At 42.7% G+C, this 18,340-nt stretch carries 15 protein-coding genes; 10 read left to right on the plus strand and 5 right to left on the minus strand.

Annotated features, from left to right (window positions below):
* Window positions 1-99: 99 nt before the first annotated feature.
* The 8 genes from metF (at window position 100) to SMSK597_RS05215 (ending at window position 9,456) form a co-directional block, all read left to right on the plus strand.
* Window positions 100-966, plus strand: coding sequence for a methylenetetrahydrofolate reductase [NAD(P)H] (gene metF, locus SMSK597_RS05180; protein ID WP_004237506.1), 867 nt, complete (start codon window positions 100-102; stop codon window positions 964-966).
* 826 nt (window positions 967-1,792) lie between these two features.
* On the plus strand, window positions 1,793-4,006 hold the full coding sequence (gene pnp / locus SMSK597_RS05185; RefSeq protein WP_000166424.1) for a polyribonucleotide nucleotidyltransferase: 2,214 nt from the start codon (window positions 1,793-1,795) through the stop codon (window positions 4,004-4,006).
* A gap of 15 nt (window positions 4,007-4,021) precedes the next feature.
* Window positions 4,022-4,639, plus strand: a complete 618-nt coding sequence (gene cysE / locus SMSK597_RS05190) for a serine O-acetyltransferase (protein ID WP_000539983.1) — start codon at window positions 4,022-4,024, stop codon at window positions 4,637-4,639.
* A gap of 11 nt (window positions 4,640-4,650) precedes the next feature.
* On the plus strand, window positions 4,651-5,535 hold the full coding sequence (locus tag SMSK597_RS05195; protein ID WP_000613643.1) for a GNAT family N-acetyltransferase: 885 nt from the start codon (window positions 4,651-4,653) through the stop codon (window positions 5,533-5,535).
* Window positions 5,536-5,617: 82 nt separating this feature from the next.
* The gene (gene cysS / locus SMSK597_RS05200) at window positions 5,618-6,961 is read left to right on the plus strand and encodes a cysteine--tRNA ligase (protein ID WP_025169662.1); all 1,344 of its coding nucleotides are present in this window, start codon (window positions 5,618-5,620) and stop codon (window positions 6,959-6,961) included.
* The gene (locus SMSK597_RS05205; RefSeq protein ID WP_000567918.1) at window positions 6,954-7,340 is read left to right on the plus strand and encodes a Mini-ribonuclease 3; all 387 of its coding nucleotides are present in this window, start codon (window positions 6,954-6,956) and stop codon (window positions 7,338-7,340) included. The genes cysS and SMSK597_RS05205 overlap by 8 nt, the downstream gene beginning before the upstream one ends.
* A gap of 3 nt (window positions 7,341-7,343) precedes the next feature.
* Window positions 7,344-8,213, plus strand: coding sequence for a helix-turn-helix domain-containing protein (locus SMSK597_RS05210; protein WP_000987099.1), 870 nt, complete (start codon window positions 7,344-7,346; stop codon window positions 8,211-8,213).
* 112 nt (window positions 8,214-8,325) lie between these two features.
* Window positions 8,326-9,456, plus strand: a complete 1,131-nt coding sequence (locus SMSK597_RS05215) for an ABC transporter ATP-binding protein (protein WP_000229952.1) — start codon at window positions 8,326-8,328, stop codon at window positions 9,454-9,456.
* Between the two features lie 97 nt (window positions 9,457-9,553).
* Here the strand turns inward: SMSK597_RS05215 and SMSK597_RS05220 are convergent, their stop codons facing one another.
* The 5 genes from SMSK597_RS05220 to SMSK597_RS05240 form a co-directional block, all read right to left on the minus strand.
* A complete protein-coding gene (locus SMSK597_RS05220; protein WP_000838555.1) occupies window positions 9,554-10,744 on the minus strand; it encodes a ferredoxin reductase family protein in 1,191 nt (396 codons plus the stop codon).
* A 257-nt stretch (window positions 10,745-11,001) separates the two neighbouring features.
* Entirely contained in the window at window positions 11,002-11,661 is a 660-nt protein-coding gene (locus SMSK597_RS05225; protein ID WP_000443889.1) for an amino acid ABC transporter permease, read from the minus strand.
* A 9-nt stretch (window positions 11,662-11,670) separates the two neighbouring features.
* Window positions 11,671-12,348, minus strand: a complete 678-nt coding sequence (locus tag SMSK597_RS05230) for an amino acid ABC transporter permease (protein ID WP_000131120.1) — start codon at window positions 12,346-12,348, stop codon at window positions 11,671-11,673.
* A 12-nt stretch (window positions 12,349-12,360) separates the two neighbouring features.
* On the minus strand, window positions 12,361-13,155 hold the full coding sequence (locus SMSK597_RS05235) for a transporter substrate-binding domain-containing protein (protein ID WP_000726179.1): 795 nt from the start codon (window positions 13,153-13,155) through the stop codon (window positions 12,361-12,363).
* Between the two features lie 10 nt (window positions 13,156-13,165).
* The gene (locus SMSK597_RS05240) at window positions 13,166-13,924 is read right to left on the minus strand and encodes an amino acid ABC transporter ATP-binding protein (RefSeq protein WP_001229570.1); all 759 of its coding nucleotides are present in this window, start codon (window positions 13,922-13,924) and stop codon (window positions 13,166-13,168) included.
* A 176-nt stretch (window positions 13,925-14,100) separates the two neighbouring features.
* Here SMSK597_RS05240 and recJ point away from each other — a divergent pair, with 176 nt between their 5' ends.
* A complete protein-coding gene (recJ, locus tag SMSK597_RS05245; protein WP_004237516.1) occupies window positions 14,101-16,323 on the plus strand; it encodes a single-stranded-DNA-specific exonuclease RecJ in 2,223 nt (740 codons plus the stop codon).
* 326 nt (window positions 16,324-16,649) lie between these two features.
* Window positions 16,650-18,311: a ribonuclease J gene (locus SMSK597_RS05250; RefSeq protein ID WP_000065613.1), complete on the plus strand. Its 1,662-nt coding sequence runs from the start codon at window positions 16,650-16,652 to the stop codon at window positions 18,309-18,311.
* Window positions 18,312-18,340 lie beyond the last annotated feature (29 nt).

Consider the following 18,340-nt stretch of genomic DNA (forward strand, 5'->3'; position numbering starts at 1 on the left):
AAGGATTTCTCTAGAAGCACTGTTTGGTCAATCTGCCTGTTTCATTTGGATTCTAAGAGTCCAGCTAACGAAAAAATCAACTAGAAAAGGATAATGACTATGTCACGCCAAACACCGTCACTCTCATTTGAAGTGTTCCCTCCAAACCCAGCCGTGGGTAATGATAACATTATTTCTGCTCTTCAAGATATGCAGGAGTTGGCTCCTCACTTTATCAGTGTAACTGCCAGCAATAATAAATTTAATATCAAGGAAACGACGGTTCGTTTGGCTGACTTTATCCAAAATGACTTGGCGATTCCTACTATTGCTCACTTGCCAGCCATCTATTTGACCAAGGATAAAGTTGCTGAAACTATTGCAGACTTGGACAAGGTTGGGGTGCAGAAAATCTTGGCTCTTCGTGGGGATATTATTCCTGATGTGGAACCACAAAAGGATTTCCGCTACGCAACTGACTTGATCGAGTTCATCAAGGAACAAGCCCCTCACTTTGATATTGTTGGTGCTTGTTATCCAGAAGGCCATCCAGATTCATCAAATCAGATTTCAGATATTCAAAATCTTAAGAAGAAAGTGGATGCAGGCTGTTCGAGCCTTGTAACTCAGCTTTTCTTTGACAATGAGCGCTTCTATGATTTCCAAGACAAGTGCATCTTGGCTGGGATTGATGTTCCCATTCATGCAGGGATTATGCCAATTCTGAATCGAAATCAGGCTCTCCGCCTCTTGAAAACTTGTGAGAATATCCATCTTCCACGCAAATTTAAAGCCATCTTAGACAAGTATGAGCATGACCCTGAGTCGCTCAGAGCAGCAGGACTTGCCTATGCAGTGGACCAAATCGTGGACTTGGTAACTCAGGATGTTGCCGGTGTGCATCTCTACACCATGAACAATGCGGATACAGCAAAATACATCCACCAAGCGACTCATGCCTTGTTTAATCACCAGTCTCTCGGATAATAAAAAGCAAACCATTCTTCTCAGGTGAGGGGAATGGTTCCTTTTTAATGGTAAAGACCGCACTTTTTAAGAAAAATATGATAAAATAGACTCTGTACGTACTTGATACAAAGATGAGGGTATTTAGGTTGTAGAAGTTTGTTTAAAGTTGATTATTTTTTAAACAAAATCTGATAATGTGTGTCTCAAAAATACGAACGGAGTGAGTATTTAAAAGATATTTCACGCTATCGTGGTATCCTAGATGATAACAATATTATTATCTAAGACGGGATTTTTGAGAGTAAAATAGTTCGGGGCACTATTTTAGCCTGAGCATAGAAATGAAAAGGCGAAGTAATTAAAAATTACCATTGAAATTCCATTGGATTTCTAAAATCATCCACTGGATAATTTTACCTCCCGTCCGCACCATTTCAGGGAAATATCAAAAAGATACTTAATTGAATTTTGGCCTCATTTCTTAGGAAAAAAGATAAACTGTCTTGTCTTCATCGAAGACTTCGTCAGTTTCCTATTTCTACTTTGCTTTTGACGTCCTTGGTATCTTGAGTAATTGAACACGGGCTAAATCCCTAGTGAAAAAGATAGATTTCCTGGTGCGCATCGCACACTGCGTCAATCTCCTATTTTCATACGGGATTCTTCATGCCCTTAGTATCTTGTGTAATTGAACTCGCCTACAACTCTGTGGAAAAAGATAAATCTACCTAGGAGCATTCGCTCCGTCGTTCGATTTCCTATTTTCCTTTGAGTTGCTTAACGGCTTAGTATCTTGATTTTTGTAGGCAAGGCGTATAATTTCATCAATCCAAAGGGGATTAAAATGACAAAACAAGTGTTTCAAACGACTTTTGCGGGTCGTGAGTTGATTGTAGAGACTGGTCAGGTTGCTAAGCAAGCAAATGGCTCTGTTGTCGTGCGTTACGGTGAGTCAACTGTCTTGACTGCTGCCGTGATGTCTAAGAAAATGGCAACTGGGGATTTCTTCCCTCTTCAAGTCAACTACGAAGAAAAAATGTATGCAGCTGGGAAGTTTCCTGGTGGCTTTATGAAACGTGAAGGACGTCCTTCAACAGATGCGACCTTGACAGCACGTTTGATTGACCGTCCAATCCGCCCTATGTTTGCGGAAGGTTTCCGTAATGAAGTCCAAGTTATCAACACCGTGCTTTCTTATGATGAAAATGCATCTGCTCCAATGGCAGCAATGTTTGGTTCATCCTTGGCGCTTTCTATTTCAGATATTCCATTTGACGGACCAATCGCTGGTGTCCAAGTGGGTTATGTAGATGGCCAAATCATCATCAACCCTACGCAAGAACAAGCAGAGCAATCGCTCCTTGAATTGACAGTAGCTGGTACCAAACACGCTATCAACATGGTAGAATCTGGTGCCAAAGAATTGTCAGAAGAAATCATGTTGGAAGCTCTTCTGAAAGGACACGAAGCCGTTAAAGAATTGATTGCCTTCCAAGAAGAAATCGTTGCTGCTGTCGGTAAGGAAAAAGCAGAAGTAGAATTACTTCATGTAGATGCGGACTTGCAAGCTGAAATCATCGCAGCCTACAACAGTGACCTCCAAAAAGCGGTCCAAGTAGAAGAAAAATTGGCTCGTGAAGCTGCAACTCAAGCAGTTAAGGACCAAGTTACTGCCGTTTACGAAGAAAAATATGCGGATCACGAAGAATTTGACCGTATCATGCGTGATGTGGCTGAAATATTGGAACAAATGGAACACGCTGAAGTGCGTCGTTTGATCACAGAAGACAAGGTACGTCCTGATGGTCGTAAGGTCGATGAAATCCGTCCTTTGGATGCGGTTGTTGACTTCCTTCCTCGTGTACACGGTTCTGGTCTCTTCACTCGTGGCCAAACTCAAGCACTTTCAGTCTTGACCTTGGCTCCGATGGGGGAAACTCAAATCATCGATGGTTTGGACCCAGAGTACAAGAAACGCTTTATGCATCACTATAACTTCCCACAATACTCTGTAGGGGAAACAGGTCGTTACGGTGCGCCAGGTCGTCGTGAAATCGGTCACGGTGCTCTCGGTGAGCGTGCCCTTGCTCAAGTCTTGCCAAGTTTGGAGGAATTCCCATACGCTATCCGTCTGGTAGCAGAAGTCTTGGAATCAAATGGTTCTTCATCTCAAGCTTCTATCTGTGCTGGAACTCTTGCCCTTATGGCTGGTGGTGTGCCAATCAAGGCGCCAGTAGCTGGTATTGCCATGGGACTTATCTCAGATGGAAACAACTACACTGTCTTGACAGATATCCAAGGTTTGGAAGACCACTTTGGAGACATGGACTTCAAGGTTGCAGGTACTCGTGATGGGATTACAGCCCTTCAAATGGATATCAAGATTCAAGGAATCACTGCAGAAATCTTGACTGAGGCTCTTGCCCAAGCCAAGAAAGCCCGTTTTGAAATTCTTGATGTGATTGAAGCAACCATTCCAGAAGTTCGTCCAGAATTGGCTCCAACTGCTCCGAAAATTGATACGATCAAGATTGATGTGGACAAGATTAAGATTGTCATCGGTAAAGGTGGAGAAACTATCGACAAGATTATCGCTGAAACAGGCGTTAAGATTGATATCGATGAAGAAGGAAATGTGTCTATCTACTCTAGCGATCAAGATGCTATTAACCGTGCTAAAGAAATTATTGCTGGTTTGGTTCGTGAAGCTAAGGTAGACGAAGTTTACCGTGCTAAAGTCGTTCGTATCGAGAAATTTGGTGCTTTTGTTAACCTCTTTGACAAGACGGATGCCCTTGTTCATATCTCTGAGATGGCTTGGACACGTACCAATAATGTCGAAGACTTGGTAGCAATCGGGGATGAAGTTGATGTTAAGGTTATCAAGATTGATGAAAAAGGACGTGTGGATGCTTCTATGAAAGCCCTTCTTCCTCGTCCTCCAAAACCTGAACGTGATGAAAAAGGCGAAAAGTCTGAGAGACCTCACCGCCCACGTCATCACAAGGATCACAAACCTAAGAAAGAATTTACAGAAACACCAAAAGATTCAGAATAAGAAAAGGAGAAATGTATGGGATGGTGGCGCGAAACCATTGATATCGTAAAAGAAAATGATCCAGCGGCCCGCACCACTTTGGAGGTTTTGCTGACTTATCCAGGTGTCAAGGCCTTGGCGGCCCACCGTCTTTCGCATTTTCTCTGGAAGCATGGCTTCAAACTCTTGGCTCGTATGCACAGTCAGTTTTGGCGCTTTTGGACTCAGATTGAGATTCATCCGGGTGCTCAAATCGACTCTGGAGTCTTTATTGACCATGGTTCAGGCCTGGTTATCGGAGAGACTGCTATTGTTGAAAAAGGTGTTATGCTTTACCACGGAGTAACTCTTGGTGGGACAGGAAAAGACTGTGGCAAACGCCATCCGACCGTTCGAAAGGGAGCTCTCATATCGGCTCATGCCCAAGTTATCGGACCAGTGGAAATCGGCGAAAATGCTAAGGTCGGTGCAGCAGCAGTTGTCGTAGCAGACGTACCTAGTGATGTGACGGTTGTCGGTATTCCTGCTAAGATTGTCCGTGTACATGGTAAAAAGGATGAGCCGGTCATTCACGAAGTCGAAGAAAAACGAGAGTACTACGTCAATAAACTCGAGCAGGCTAAAGAAGCCAGTCACAGATCGTCTGGGTTGTAGAGGATACCTATATGATTCAAGCAAGAAACAAGTTAAGCCAAGAGGAGCTATCTGAGGCGAAAAAACTAATTAACTGTTGCCAAAACTATGACGATACCTATCGTGATCCCTATCTCTCTAACATGCTTAATTTTGACCCAAACATGCCCGCCTTTTTCCTTTGTTATGAAAAAGGCGAACTTGTTGGTTTATTAACTGTCTATGCAGATGACCAAGATGTGGAAGTGACGATACTGGTTCATCCAGATCATCGCCGTCAGGGGATTGCGCGTGCATTGTTTACTAGTTTTGAGAGAGAAACAGCTTCTTTTCCTATTCGTTCAGTGACTTTTCAGACAGAACGTATTTTTCTAGAACGTCATCCTGATTTTGTTAGCAACTGGGGATTGGTCGAGGATGAAGAGACAGAAACTTGGTTAGGTAAGGATAGAAAACCTTATACGTTAGCAAATGTTTCCAATCTTGAAGTTTTGTTAGCAGATAGTTCGTATCAAAATCAAATTAGTCAGTTAAAATTTCAGGCATTTTCAGAGGAACATGAATCGAGAGAAGTTGTAGATAGATATGTCGCTGAAGCTCTGAAGGATCCAGAAAGTCGCTTATATATTTTGTTAAAAGACGGTCAGGTTATTGGAACTTGTACAGTTGATTTATCGAGCAATACGAATTACTTCTACGGTTTAGCAATATCTGAACCTGAACGTGGGAAAGGCTATGGAAGCTACTTAGCAAAATCCCTTGTCAACCAACTAATTGAGCAAAATGACAAGGAATTTCAGATTGCAGTGGAAGATAGCAATGTAGGTGCCAAGCGCTTGTATGAAAAAATTGGCTTTGTCAAACAGACTCAGGTGGTTTATCTGAATGAGAAAGGAGCAAGGGATTCCGAAGTGTAGAGACATTCGGACTGAAATTCAATTGAACTCTTAGTGATGAAATTAACTGTTCTTGGATTTTGGCTTTCCTGACTATTATTTTATGATTAAAATCTATGACACTATGTCTCGTGATTTGCGAGAATTTGTCCCGATTGAGGACGGCAAAGTTAAGATGTATGTTTGTGGGCCAACGGTTTACAACTATATCCATGTAGGAAATGCCCGTTCGACGGTGGCTTTTGATACGATTCGTCGTTATTTTGAGTACCGTGGGTACGAGGTTGCCTATATTTCCAATTTTACAGATGTAGATGATAAGATTATCAATCGCGCCAAGGAAGAAGGTATCACACCTCAGGAGGTCGCGAATAAGTATATCGCTGCCTTTCGTGAGGATGTGACGGCCTTGGGTGTCAAGCCTGCGACCCGCCATCCACGCGTAGTGGAATTTATGGCTGATATCATCCGCTTTGTGGAAGAGTTGATTGAAAAAGGCTTTGCCTACGAGAGTCAAGGGGATGTTTACTTCCGTGTGGAAAAATCCCACAACTATGCTAAATTAGCAAATAAAACCTTGGAAGACTTGGAGCTGGGAGCTTCTGGTCGGACAGATGAAGAAACAGCTCGTAAGGAAAATCCTGTAGACTTTGCTTTATGGAAAGCTGCTAAACCAGGAGAGATTTCATGGGACAGTCCTTGGGGACCGGGTCGTCCAGGCTGGCACATCGAGTGTTCGGTCATGTCTACTGAAATTTTGGGAGATACCATTGATATTCACGGTGGTGGCGCTGACCTTGAGTTTCCACATCACACCAATGAAATTGCCCAGTCAGAAGCCAAAACAGGCAAGACCTTTGCTAACTACTGGATGCACAATGGTTTTGTCAATATCGACAATGTCAAGATGTCCAAGTCCTTGGGTAACTTTATCACCGTTCATGATGCTCTCAAGACTATTGATGGACAAGTACTTCGTTTCTTCTTTGCGACTCAGCATTATCGCAAGCCTATCAACTTTACGGAAAAGGCAGTGCGTGATGCAGAGACCAATCTAAAGTATCTGAAGAATACTTATGAGCAACCATTTACAGGAAATGTGGACGCCCAAGAATTACAAGCATTTAAAGATAAGTTTGTAGCTGCTATGGATGAGGATTTCAACGCTGCCAATGGTATCACAGTCGTCTTTGAAATGGCCAAATGGATTAACTCAGGTAACTATGATGCAAGTGTTAAGGAAGCTCTTGCGGCTATGTTAGAGGTCTTTGGAATTGTCTTTATTGAGGAAGTTTTGGATGCAGAGATTGAAACCTTGATCCAAAAACGCCAAGAAGCGCGTGCCAATCGTGACTTTGCGACAGCGGACCAGATCCGTGACCAATTGGCTGCTCAAGGGATTAAGCTCCTTGATACCAAAGATGGAGTGAGGTGGACACGTGATTGATGTCAATCTCATTAACGGGATTGCGTTAGCTTTTGAGGGGGACGCGGTGTATTCCATGTATATTCGCCGTCACCTCATCCTCAAAGGCATGACCAAACCCAATAAACTCCACCAAGAAGCGACCAAGTATGTGTCGGCCAAAGCTCAGGCCCGCCTGATTTCCCTTATGTTAGAGGAGCAAATCCTGACGGAAAAAGAAGAAGAAATCTACAAACGTGGTCGCAATACCAATAGTCACACAAAGGCTAAAAATGCTGATGTGGTGACTTACCGTATGTCCACAGGTTTTGAAGCTGTGATGGGCTATCTTCATATGACTGAAAATCTGGAACGTCTTGAGAGCTTGATTTCGTGGTGCATCCAAACAGTGGAGGATTAGGACATGATGTCAAAAGAACTACAAGACTGGTTTCCTGAAGCACAGATTTCAGACCAACCAGTAGAGAAAGAGGGATATCTTACCCTCCCTTTAGCTTCTCAACAGTGGATTTTGCTGGAAGAAACTGGGCTCAGTGAGCGTGAAAAGCAGTTGATTTCCCTTTTGACCCAGCAGGAGCAGGCTCGTTCGCTCAATCCTTGGTATTCTTTTCTGATTGAGGGCAAGGGACAAGCACCACAAACTTTTAAAAAGATTCAGTTGGCCTATTGTCATCTTTCCTATTTTCAGCAGGAAAATCTAGCTTCTTGGCTAGATATGATGCGGACCCTTTTTCCTAACTGTCAGACAGTGCTACAGGTGGGAGCGCAGGATTACATTTTTGTTCTCCAACAAGATAAGTACACCTCTGTACGAGCTATTTTAAGTGATACGATTGAAGCAGTGGAGTATGACTTTGGACTGCGTCTCTCTATCATGTTAGGCCAGGTTTGGTCTCAGACGGGACATCAAGCCCTATCAGACTTGATCAAAGCAGAGCGGGATTTGTTTAAGACTTGGTGGCGTCAGGGTCACCAAGGTGTTCATACTTTTTCTCAGCTCTATCTTTGGAGTATGGGAGAAAGACTCGTGGACCTGAGAGTCATTAAAGAATGCCTGCACCAGATGATTTTGGATCAAGATCAGATTCAGGAAATCATTCTCTCTCTATGGGAAAATAGTGCTGTTCTCACTAAAACAGCCCAGCAACTCTATCTGCACCGCAATTCTCTCCAATACAAGATTGATAAATGGGAAGAATTGACAGGGCTTCAGTTGAAGGAATTGACTGACCTGATCTTGTGTTATCAGTTGATTTTACCAGATATTCTCTAAAGTTTTGTGCAAGTTGCACAGAACTTTTTTATTTTTTTGGTCATCTTGCCATAGAAATGTAAAGCGTTTTCATCTATAATAAAACTATCAAAAGACAAAAGGAGTTCACCTCATGGTAGAATTGAATCTTAAAAACATTTACAAAAAATATCCAAACAGCGAACACTACTCAGTTGAAGACTTCAACTTGGACATCAAAGACAAAGAATTTATCGTTTTCGTAGGTCCTTCAGGATGTGGTAAATCAACAACTCTTCGTATGATTGCTGGTCTTGAAGACATCACAGAAGGTACTGCATCTATCGATGGCGTGGTTGTCAACGACGTAGCTCCAAAAGACCGTGACATCGCCATGGTATTCCAAAACTACGCTCTTTACCCACACATGACTGTTTATGATAACATGGCTTTCGGTTTGAAATTGCGTAAATACAGCAAGGAAGACATCGACAAACGTGTGCAAGAAGCAGCTGAAATCCTTGGATTGAAAGAATTCTTGGAACGTAAACCAGCTGATCTTTCAGGTGGTCAACGTCAACGTGTTGCCATGGGTCGCGCGATCGTTCGTGACGCAAAAGTATTCTTGATGGACGAACCTTTGTCAAACTTGGATGCCAAACTTCGTGTATCAATGCGTGCTGAAATTGCGAAAATCCACCGTCGTATCGGAGCTACAACTATCTACGTAACTCACGACCAAACAGAAGCGATGACACTTGCAGACCGTATCGTTATCATGTCAGCAACTAAGAACCCTGCTGGTACAGGTACTATCGGACGTGTAGAACAAATCGGTACTCCTCAAGAAGTTTACAAAAACCCAGTTAACAAATTCGTAGCAGGATTCATCGGAAGCCCAGCAATGAACTTCATCAATGTGAAATTAGTTGGTAGCGAAATTGTTTCTGACGGTTTCCGTTTGAAAGTTCCAGAAGGAGCATTGAAAGTTCTTCGTGAAAAAGGCTACGAAGGTAAAGAATTGATCTTCGGTATCCGTCCAGAAGACGTGAATGCAGAACCTGCTTTCCTTGAAACATTCCCAGAATCAGTTGTGAAAGCTACTATCTCTGTATCAGAATTGCTTGGTTCAGAATCTCACCTTTACTGCCAAGTTGGTAAAGACGAATTTGTTGCTAAAGTTGATGCTCGTGACTACTTGCAAACAGGTGCAACAGTTGAACTTGGATTTGACTTGAACAAAGCCCACTTCTTCGATGTAGAAACTGAAAAAACAGTTTACTAAGATAAATAAAACTCAAAACACTGCTAGAGAAATCTGGCAGTGTTTTTTGAGATTGCGTAGAAAAAACTCCTGGGAAATTCCAGGAGAGTATGAGTGGTTATTTGAACTTGAATCCTTCGTAAATAAGCTCTGTTTTTGGATTTTGTTTCTTAATCTGTTTGGCAAGTGACTTCATCATAGAAAGAGGACCACACATATAGACGCTTGCATGTTCGGGCACTTCTTTTTGTTCAAAATTAAGATAGCCGTCTTTCCTACTGTCTACTAGATGGAGTTCAAAATTAGGATTTTTCTGATCATAGTCACGGAGCAAATCTAGATAGACTGCATTTTCCTCTCCACGGAAGCTATAGTAGAAGTGAACCTGTTTATCTAAAATAGGATGTTCACGGATGTAAGAGATGAAGGGGGTAATCCCAATGCCTCCAGCAATCCAAACTTGATTTTCTCGTCCTTCTTCTATGATCATGTGTCCGTAAGCTCTGTCTACGCTTACTCTGCTGCCGACTTGAAGATTGTCATAGATATTCTTGGTATGGTCGCCTGAATTTTTGACAGTAAAGTAAAGTGTTTGGCCATGACCTCCTGAGATAGAAAAGGGATGTGGAGCACTTTCAAAGCCTTCTTGGAAAATCTTTAGGAAGGCAAATTGTCCTGATTGATAGTTGAAAGGTCTGCTAAGATGGATTTGAATTTCTCTAGTATCGTGATTTAATCGTTTGAGATTAGTAATTTTCCCTAGATAGGGGAAGCCAATCTTTTGATATAGAAAAATGATATAAAAACCAGCTAGCAAGCCTAAAAGGGCATAGCTACCAACAAGAAAACTTAGAAGATTAAATGTAAGGAGACGATTACCTATCATCATGTAGACGTGAAAGAGTTCGAAAATATAAGCTAGATAAACCAGACGGTGAATCCATCGCCAAGCTTCGTATTGGATGTATTTGCCTAAATAGGCGACAATGATGATGCTGATAAAGATATAGATGGCAAGATTGCCAAACTGAGCAGCTAAGCGAGAGCCCCACAGACCGCCCATACTAAAGTTATGAAAGATTAGTAGGATGATGGAGAGAAAGGCTGTAAATTTGTGGACGGTGTAGACCTTCTCCAAACCGTGAAACCAGCTTTCTAGTAGTGGGAGACGAGTGGCGAGGATAAAGGTCAGAGATAGGCTTGTTAAAGCTAGTCCTGGAATCATGAATTGGGGAGGAGTGTTCATCCAAGTCAAAATAGTCAGGATAAAACTAGCTATGATAAAGAGTAGTCCTTTGAGTGATTTCATAAAAAATTCCATTCCATTTAGATTTTGATTTGTTGTAAATAAATTTGTTACATTTTATCATAGAAAAAGTATGGTGTCAAATTGAGTTCTATAAATATCTACTCTCATCAAAAAACTCTCCAATGAACTGGAGAGTGGCTATTTATACTCAATGAAAATCAAAGAGCAAACTAGGAAGCTAGCCGCAGGTTGCTCAAAACACTGTTTTGAGGTTGCAGATGGAAGCTGACGTGGTTTGAAGAGATTTTCGAAGAGTATTATTCTGCAGCTTGTTGCCAACGTTTTGCTAGCATATGAGACAGGCTCGAAATGGCTAGGTTGAAGCTGAAGTAGATGAGGGCAATCAGGATATATAGACTGAAGACCTGCTCTGGTTCAAAATAACGGCCCATTAGAATTTGGCTGGCTCCAAAGAGTTCTTGTAGGGCAATAACAGAGTAGAGAAGACTGGTATCCTTAATCACGGTTACAAACTGAGAAATGATGGCTGGCAGCATTTTACGAATAGCTTGTGGGAGAATGATGTGGTAGAGGATTTGTGCAGAAGTAAATCCTTGTGACATTCCTGCTTCGTACTGCCCCTTATCCACAGCATTGAGACCGCCTCGGATAATCTCAGCTAGAGCTGCTGAGGTAAAGAGAGTGAAGGCTGTAATACCTGCTGGAGTGGATTTCATCTTGAAAACTAAAAAGATAGTAAAGATCCAGAGAAGGTTGGGAACGTTGCGCACAAACTCGATATAAATGCTGGAGATAATGCGTAAGACAGGATTTTTCCCATTTCTCATGACGGCTAGCACCGTTCCGATAAGGGTAGAGAGGACGATGGCAATTAGAGAAATATAGAGGGTCAAGCCAAATCCTTTAAAGATAAAGACTAGGTTATCTGGGGTCAAAACTTCTAAAATGGATTCCATAGTAACCTCCTAAAGCGAATAGGCTTTTTTGTTGGCTTGCTCCATCTTGCGACCAAACTGGGCAACAGGGAAGCAAAGAGAGAAGTAGAGCAGGGCAGCGCCTAAAAAGGCTGGAATGTAGTTTCCGTTAAGAGCCGACCAAGACTTGGTCACAAACATCAAGTCCACTCCAGAGATGATAGCGACTGTCGAGGTGTTCTTGATGAGGTTAACGATTTGGTTAGTCAAAGGTGGGAGAATGATACGGAAAGCCTGAGGCAAGATAATCAAACGCATAGCACTGATATAGGTAAACCCTTGCGACAAGGCAGCCTCCATCTGACCGCTAGGAATAGACTGAATCCCTGAGCGAATCACCTCAGCAATATAGGCACCGTGATAAAGTCCCACACAGAGAACAGCTGTCCAATAAATCGGAATCATGATGATATGGTCACTGATAAGAGGTAGGCCATAAAAAACAATAACAAACTGCACCAAGAGGGGAGTGTTTTGGTAAAATTCCACAAATATGCGAGCTAAAATGCGTAAAATTGGACGTTTACTGGTTGACATGGCTCCAAATAAGATGCCCAAGAACATGGCTAGGATAAAGGATCCAATCGCTAGGGCAAGGGTGAAGAGGAAACCATTGAAAAATTGTCCAAAATCCTGAAAATAGGCTGTCCAAGATGATAAATCTGTCATAGGGTGTCCTCCTTAATCTGCGGTATGGCTAGATGGTTTGAGCTTGTAACGGTCATAAAGTTTCTGCAAACTACCATCCTTGCTCCATTTAGTGACCAAGTTATCGAGATAGTCGTTAAGCTCTGTATTTGATTTCTTGGTAACAATACCGTAGTCAGATGGCTTGAAACTATCATCTAGTAGTACTGTGCGCTTGCTGATGTAGCCAGACAGAATCGAGCGGTCAACGGAAAAGGCATCAATACGGTGAGCGTGTAGGGAAGTAATCAATTCTGGGTAGGAACCAAGTTCGACGAATTTAAACTTCAGATCTTTCTTTTTACCCAGTTCAGTAATCAGGCGTTGGGTAATGGAACCTTGGGCAACACCGATAGTTTTTCCGTTTAGGTCCTCGATGCTTTTGATTTTGGCAGACTTATTGACCAAAAAGCCAGAAGCGTCTGTGTAGTAGGGACTGGTAAAGTTGTAGAGTTTTTTGCGTTCCTCTGTGATGGTAAAGGTTGCGATATCCATATCGACCTGTTCATTGTCTAGAAGGGGTCCACGGGTTTGAGCGGTAACAGGCACATAGCGAACCTTGACCTTGAGCTCATCAGCTACCATTTTGGCCAAGTCGGTTTCGATACCAGAATAGGTTCCTGTCTTAGGATCCTTGTAGCCAAAATTGGGAACGTCTTGTTTGACACCGACAACCAGTTCGCCTCTTTTTTGAATATCTGCGACGCTGGTATCAGCCTGAACTGGTTTTGTAGCAGCAAGGCCGAAAAGGCTAATCAGTAATGCTGATAAAAAGAATTTCTTTTTCATAGGTACCTCCTTATTTGACTTTGTCACTTTCGTGGTTGATGATTTTGCTGAGGAATTGTTGGGCACGAGGTTCGCTTGGATTGTCGAAAAAGTCATCAACATCTGTTGTATCCACCAAAACTTCTCCGTTAGCCATAAAGATGATGCGGTCCGCAACTTCACGGGCAAAGCCCATTTCATGGGTAACGACAATCATATTCATACCATCGTGGGCCAATTTTTGCATAACTGCCAGAACATCACCGATGGTTTCAGGGTCAAGAGCAGATGTTGGTTCATCAAAGAGAAGGAGTTCAGGATGCATAGCGAGTCCACGAGCAATGGCGATTCGTTGTTTTTGTCCACCAGAAAGCATGGCTGGATATGAATCTTTCTTGTCCCACATATTTACAAATTCCAGATATTTTTGGGCTGTTTTTTCAGCTTCTTTTTTATCAATTCCTAGAACTTTTATGGGTGCGAGTGTTACGTTTTCTAACACTGTTTTGTGAGGGTAGAGGTTAAAATGCTGGAAGACCATGCCGACTTCCTTGCGAAGAGGAACTAAATCTTTCTGGCTGGCACCAGCAACTTGGTGGCCATTGACTAGAAGACTTCCTTTGTCTACAGCCTCCAAACCATTGATGGTGCGGATAAGAGTGGATTTCCCAGAACCAGATGGTCCGAGTAGGACAACGACTTGCCCTTTTTCAAAACGGAGATTGATGTCGCGGAGCGCGTGGTAGTCCCCGTAATATTTTTCGACGTGTTCAAATTCTACTAAAGCCATAAGGAATCTCCTTTGTGTTAGATTTTATAACACGATTCTACAACAAAAGAATGGTCTTGTCAAATCATATCTGAAAAAATTCACTAAAATTTTATAAAAAAGCAATCTGGATAGAGAAAAAGCCTAAATCATGTTATAATGAAGCAATAGAATTCTTAGAAAGAGTGGATGTCTTTTTGATAACACCTACTTATGAATGGCAGTTTGCCCCGCAGGTTGAAGATGCGGATTTTACAAAGATAGCCAAGAAGGCTGGACTGGGTCCTGAGGTGGCTCGGTTATTATTTGAGAGAGGGATTCAGAACCAAGAAAGTCTGAAGAAGTTTTTAGAACCTTCCTTGGAGGACTTGCATGACCCTTATCTACTCCATGATATGGACAAGGCAGTGGAACGGATTCGTCAGGCCATTGAAGAAGGGGAAAATATCCTCGTTTACGGTGATTATGATGCGGATGGTATGACTTCGGCTTCTATTGTGAAGGAAAGTTTGGAACAGCTTGGCGCTGAATGCCGTGTTTACTTGCCCAATCGTTTTACCGATGGCTATGGCCCTAATGCTAGTGTCTATAAATATTTTATCGAGCAAGAAGGAATTTCCTTGATTGTGACAGTGGATAATGGAGTTGCTGGTCACGAAGCCATTGAGCTGGCTCAGTCTATGGGAGTAGATGTCATTGTGACAGACCACCATTCCATGCCTGAAACCCTCCCTGATGCCTATGCCATTGTCCATCCTGAACATCCAGATGCGGACTATCCCTTCAAATATCTGGCTGGTTGTGGAGTTGCTTTCAAGCTGGCTTGTGCCCTTTTAGAAGAAGTACAAGTGGAATTGCTTGATTTGGTCGCTATTGGTACCATTGCTGATATGGTTAGTTTGACAGATGAGAACCGTATCTTGGTTCAGTATGGTCTGGAAATGTTGGGACACACTCAGCGTATTGGTCTACAAGAAATGCTGGACATGGCTGGGATTGCTGCCAATGAAGTGACAGAAGAGACAGTTGGTTTCCAGATTGCCCCTCGTTTGAATGCCTTGGGGCGTTTGGACGATCCCAATCCTGCCATTGATTTGCTGACTGGGTTTGATGATGAGGAAGCGCACGAGATTGCTCTCATGATTCATCAGAAAAACGAAGAGCGCAAGGAAATTGTCCAGTCTATCTATGAAGAAGCTAAGACCATGGTGGACCCTGAGAAGAAGGTCCAAGTCTTGGCCAAGGAAGGCTGGAATCCTGGGGTTTTAGGAATCGTGGCTGGTCGTTTGTTGGAAGAACTAGGGCAGACAGTCATCGTTCTCAATATAGAGGACGGTCGTGCCAAGGGCAGTGCTCGTAGTGTGGAAGCAGTAGATATTTTTGAGGCTCTGGATCCTCATCGAGACCTTTTCATCGCCTTTGGTGGCCATGCTGGCGCTGCAGGAATGACGCTGGAAGTTGAGAAACTTTCAGATTTATCTCAGGTTTTGGAAGATTATGTCCGTGAAAAAGGCGCAGATGCTGGTGGCAAGAATAAGTTAAACCTAGATGAAGAGTTGGATTTGGAGACTTTGAGTCTTGAAACAGTCAAGAACTTTGAGCGCTTGGCACCTTTTGGAATGGACAATCAGAAACCTGTCTTTTATATCAAGGATTTTCAGGTCGAAAGTGCCCGTACTATGGGAGCAGGTAATGCCCATCTCAAACTGAAAATTTCTAAGGGTGAAGCTAGTTTTGAAGTGGTAGCCTTTGGTCAAGGCAGATGGGCAACAGAATTTGCTCAAACCAAGAATCTAGAGTTGGCGGTCAAATTGTCTGTCAACCAATGGAATGGCCAAACTGCCCTGCAGTTGATGATGGTGGATGCGCGTGTGGAGGGTGTTCAACTTTTTAACATTCGTGGGAAGAATGCAGTCTTGCCAGAAGGAGTTCCAGTCTTGGATTTTGCTGGAGAACTGCTAGATTTAGCGACTAGTGAAGCTGTTGTCGTAAAAACCATTCCTGAGGATATTACCTTGCTGAAGACCATTTTTCAGGAGCAGAATTTTTCTGCTGTTTATTTCAAAAATGACATTGATAAGGCCTATTATCTGACAGGCTATGGGACTAGAGAGCAGTTTGCTAAATTGTACAAGACCATTTACCAGTTTCCAGAGTTTGATATTCGCTACAAGCTGAAGGATTTGGCAGCTTATCTCAATATTCAACAAATTTTGCTGGTCAAGATGATTCAAGTGTTTGAAGAGCTAGGCTTTGTGACCATCAAAGATGGGGTCATGACAGTCAATAAAGAAGCGCCAAAGCGAGAAATCGGAGAAAGTCAGATTTACCAGAATCTCAAACAAACCGTCAAAGACCAAGAAATGATGGCACTAGGAACTGTGCAAGAAATTTATGACTTTTTAATGGAAAAAGAGTAGCAGATAGGAAAGAGTTGGGAAACCAGCTCTTTTTTGAAAACAAATCTTCATTTTGAAAATCATCAAAAAAATGGTATAATGGTAGGAAAAGATTCGGCTAATACTCAATGAAAATCAGAGAGCAAACTAGGAAGCTAGTTGCAGGTTGCTCAAAGCACTGCTTTGAGGTTGTGGATAAAACTGACGAAGTCAGTAACCATACCTATGGCAAGGCGAAGCTGACGTGGTTTGAATCTGATTTTCGAAGAGTATAAAAGTAATAGTGCTTTTAGAATAAGAGGGTAAACAACCCTATAATCAAGATAAATTAAGCTTTCGGAGGAAAAATGAGTAATATCAGTTTAACAACACTTGGTGGTGTGCGTGAAAATGGGAAAAATATGTATATCGCTGAAATCGATGGGTCTATTTTCGTTTTGGATGCAGGTCTAAAATACCCTGAAAATGAACAACTAGGGGTGGATGTGGTCATTCCCAATATGGACTACCTTTTTGAAAATAGTGACCGTATCGCTGGGGTCTTCTTGACTCACGGCCATGCGGATGCCATTGGTGCTCTACCTTATCTCTTGGCTGAAGCTAAGGTACCTGTATTTGGCTCTGAATTGACCATTGAGTTGGCCAAACTCTTTGTTAAAGGAAATGATACGGTTAAGAAATTCAATGATTTCCATGTCATTGATGAGGATACGGAGATAGATTTTGGAGGGACTGTGGTGTCCTTCTTCCGTACGACCCACTCTATCCCAGAAAGTCTGGGTGTTGTCTTGAAGACAGCTGAAGGCAGTATCGTTTACACAGGTGACTTCAAATTTGACCAGACAGCTAGTGAATCCTATGCCACAGACTTCGCTCGTTTGGCAGAAATCGGTCGTGATGGAGTTCTGGCTCTTCTTAGCGATTCAGCCAATGCGGACAGTAATATCCAAGTGGCTAGCGAAAGTGAAGTTGGGGATGAAATTACCCAAACTATTGCAGACTGGGAGGGTCGTATTATCGTCGCAGCAGTAGCCAGCAACCTTTCTCGTATCCAGCAGGTGTTTGATGCTGCGGATGCAACAGGTCGTCGTGTGGTTTTGACAGGATTTGATATTGAAAATATCGTCCGCACTGCTATTCGTCTTAAGAAATTGTCTCTAGCTAACGAGAGTCTTTTGATTAAGCCAAAAGATATGTCTCGCTTTGAAGACCATGAGTTGATTATCCTTGAGACAGGTCGTATGGGTGAGCCAATCAACGGTCTTCGCAAGATGTCGATTGGTCGCCACCGTTATGTGGAAATCAAGGACGGTGACCTGGTCTATATCGTAACCACTCCGTCTATCGCCAAAGAAGCAGTTATGGCGCGTGTGGAAAATATGATTTACCAAGCTGGTGGTGTTGTCAAATTGATCACCCAAAGCTTGCGTGTTTCAGGGCACGGAAATGCGCGTGATTTGCAGTTGATGATCAATCTCTTGCAACCCAAGTATCTCTTCCCAATTCAAGGGGAATACCGTGAGTTGGATGCCCATGCTAAGGCTGCTATGGCAGTTGGGATGTTGCCAGAACGCATTTTCATCCCTAAAAAGGGAACCAGCATGGCTTATGAGAATGGGGACTTTGTCCCAGCTGGAGCGGTTTCAGCAGGCGATGTCTTGATTGATGGAAATGCCATTGGTGATGTTGGAAATGTGGTCCTTCGTGACCGTAAGGTCTTGTCAGAGGATGGTATTTTTATCGTAGCAATCACCGTTAATCGTCGTGAGAAGAAAATTGTGGCCAAGGCCCGTGTTCACACGCGTGGATTTGTTTATCTCAAGAAGAGCCGTGATATTCTCCGTGAAAGTTCAGAATTGATTAACCAAACGGTAGAAGACTATCTTCAAGGAGATGACTTTGACTGGGCAGATCTTAAAGGGAAGGTTCGTGATAATCTGACCAAGTACCTCTTTGACCAAACCAAACGTCGTCCAGCCATTCTACCAGTGGTCATGGAAGCAAAATAATCGTTGAAATAAACAGAGAGAAAGTCGAA

Origin of the sequence: Streptococcus mitis SK597 (assembly GCF_000148545.1) — a bacterium.
Taxonomy (GTDB): Bacteria; Bacillota; Bacilli; order Lactobacillales; family Streptococcaceae; genus Streptococcus; species Streptococcus mitis_C.